This window comes from Photobacterium sp. Ph5 (assembly GCF_022129445.1).
In the GTDB taxonomy this organism is placed as follows: domain Bacteria; phylum Pseudomonadota; class Gammaproteobacteria; order Enterobacterales; family Vibrionaceae; genus Photobacterium.
This window is the reverse complement of the sequence record NZ_JADQAQ010000107.1, coordinates 1-2385: the sequence shown is the minus strand read 5'-3', so window position 1 is coordinate 2385 and position 2385 is coordinate 1. Positions and strand designations below refer to the sequence as shown.

The following is a 2385-nucleotide window of genomic DNA, read 5'->3' as shown; positions in this document are numbered from 1 at the left end:
ATTAAATACACTTGGATTTTTACACATCTATAGGATCGTTCAACTGATCATTTTTTTCTTAACTGATCGGCATTAACGTGATTGCGTGGGTTTTTTTATATCTCAAGATTAATCGTTGGCGGCTAAATGCTGGTGGACGTATTGGCGAATATAAGGGACGACATCAGCCTCAAACCATGGATTCTTTTTAAGCCAAATTGCATTGCGAGGTGATGGATGAGGCAACGGAATATAACGTGGTGCCCATTGCTGCCAGTGTTGTACGGTTTCTGTGAGCGTTTTTGGCTTATTGGGTAAGTAATAGTTTTGTGCATATTGCCCGATCAGTAAGGTCATTCCTATATTCGGCATGAGATCGAGTACAGACTGATGCCATTGCGGTGCGCACTCTGGACGAGGTGGTAAATCTCCTGTTTTGCCTTTTCCTGGATAACACAATCCCATCGGCATGATGGCAATGTGCTCTGGGTTATAAAAGGTGTCTTTATCCAGTTCTAGCCACTGGCGCAGGCGATCACCGCTAGGATCATTAAATGGGATCCCTGTTTGGTGAACTTTTAATCCCGGTGCTTGCCCGATAAGCAATAGCTTGGCATTTGGGCTAAATTGAATCACTGGGCGCGGCTCAAGGTGATCTTTGCAGATCTCGCAGCGTTTAATGAGATCACGTAAGTTATCAAATTGTGTCATTTAAATATCACCATTCAAAAATAGTTGCATTTTTAATATCCGTCTTTGAAATCAATAAGATAATCTAGCTTTTGTTGCCGGTGGAAGCGCTGGTAATTGGTTTTAAATATCTCAACGACCTGCTCTGGAAAGCTTTCTGCAGCAATATGTGGCGTGATGCTGATCTTTGGATGATGCCAAAACAGATGATCTTCAGGGAGCGGTTCTTGTTTGAATACATCCAAATAGGCATGAGCTAAGTGATTAGCATCAAGCGCTTTGATGAGATCGTTTTCAATTACCGTATTTCCGCGACCGACATTGAAAAAGAGCGCTTGATGGCACCCAGACCAGATGTTGCTGCTGAAAAGATCGCAGGTTTGCGTGGTAGCAGGCAAGGTTGAGACAATGATATCGGCATTTGTCAGTGCGTCACGTAGCTGCGTTATTGGGTAAATGGTTTGAAATGCATTAGAAGGGCTTTTACCACTTCGATTAACCCCGATTACGCGGCAGTTAAAGGCACTAGCGATAGTTGCTAAGGTGCAACCGATACTGCCTGTACCTATGATTGCCATGGTTTTTGCGCTTAATGACTGGTATGGGATGGGTTGCCATTGCGTTTGTTGTTGTTGCTGCTGGTATTGTGGAAAATGGCGATAGTGGTTAAGGCATTGTCCAATCACATATTCCCCAATTAAGTGGCCAAAACAGCCTTTAATGTTGGTGAGCAAATAATCTTGGCGTAAGTTTGGTTGGATTAAGGCGTCAATACCTGCAAATGTCGATTGTAACCATTTTAATTGGGTGAATTGATGGAGCTTGTTTGCGATCAAAGGAGGATCCGCTAGAATTACGCTAGCTTGCGAAGGATCCTCGGTTAAGCAAAGATCCGATAACTGGGCTTGTGCCAATAATTCGGTATAACGTTGTTGTTGCTTAGATATTACTGAAACTTTGATCATGCTTTTCCTTTTGCCTTATCCGTTTATCAAGTAAACTTCACCCCAAATCACTACTGTAGATTATCCCATGCTAAAAAATCCGATCCAGTTACGTTTAGAAAAATTAGAACCATGGCAGCACCTGACTTTTATGGTGTCTTTGTGTGAACGCATGTACCCAAACTACGTGTTTTTCTGTGCAGAAACGGAGTTTGCGGATTCACATAAATATCGAGTGATCCTAGACAGTATTTGGGAAATTCTGACGGTTAAAAACGCCAAAATTAACTTCGAGAATCAGTTAGAAAAATTAGAAGATATGGTGCCAAGCGAAGATGAGTTTGATATCTACGCGGTAAGCCCTGCGATTGATGCATGTGTGGCATTGGCGGATCTTCTTCATGCGATGTTGGATCGTGATCTTATGATGGAAACAGTGATCAAGCTAAGTGCTTTATCGGCAGAAACGGTTGCTAATCTTGAGTATGCACAAACAGGTATTGAAATCACCAACGATAATCAGAAAGAGAATGAAGCGGTATGTGTGGAATGGGATACCCAGTGGGCGATTTTCCGTGCATTAAAAGAAGCGGAAACACGTGATATCGAATTGATTAAAGATCTTCGTGCTGAGTTGCGCGATGAGCCTGTCAGTAATATCGGTATTGAGCTTTAAAAGCTAATATCGTAATGACAGAAAAAAAGAGCCTAAGGGCTCTTAATTATATGGTCCGCCCCATCCTAAGCCGTTAGGCTTAGGGTAGGCTTTCAA

3 protein-coding genes are annotated in these 2385 nt (G+C 42.4%); 1 reads left to right on the top strand and 2 read right to left on the bottom strand.

Annotation, left to right across the window (positions count from 1 at the left end; all coding sequences use genetic code 11):
- Positions 1-108: 108 nt before the first annotated feature.
- Both I3259_RS20105 and I3259_RS20100 read right to left on the bottom strand, forming a co-directional pair.
- Positions 109-690 (bottom strand): uracil-DNA glycosylase family protein, encoded by a 582-nt coding sequence (locus tag I3259_RS20105; RefSeq protein WP_107185807.1) that lies wholly within the window; start codon positions 688-690, stop codon positions 109-111.
- A gap of 32 nt (positions 691-722) precedes the next feature.
- Positions 723-1634, bottom strand: a complete 912-nt coding sequence (locus tag I3259_RS20100; protein ID WP_238031435.1) for a D-2-hydroxyacid dehydrogenase — start codon at positions 1632-1634, stop codon at positions 723-725.
- 67 nt (positions 1635-1701) lie between these two features.
- Here I3259_RS20100 and I3259_RS20095 point away from each other — a divergent pair, with 67 nt between their 5' ends.
- A complete protein-coding gene (locus I3259_RS20095; RefSeq protein ID WP_238031434.1) occupies positions 1702-2289 on the top strand; it encodes a DUF416 family protein in 588 nt (195 codons plus the stop codon).
- Positions 2290-2385: the final 96 nt, after the last annotated feature.

Bases quoted from the DNA above. Each gene is read 5' to 3' on its own strand.
- I3259_RS20105 (WP_107185807.1), bottom strand. From the start codon at position 690: ATGACACAATTTGATAACTTACGTGATCTCATTAAACGCTGCGAGATC.
- I3259_RS20100 (WP_238031435.1), bottom strand. From the start codon at position 1,634: ATGATCAAAGTTTCAGTAATATCTAAGCAACAACAACGTTATACCGAA.
- I3259_RS20095 (WP_238031434.1), top strand. From the start codon at position 1,702: ATGCTAAAAAATCCGATCCAGTTACGTTTAGAAAAATTAGAACCATGG.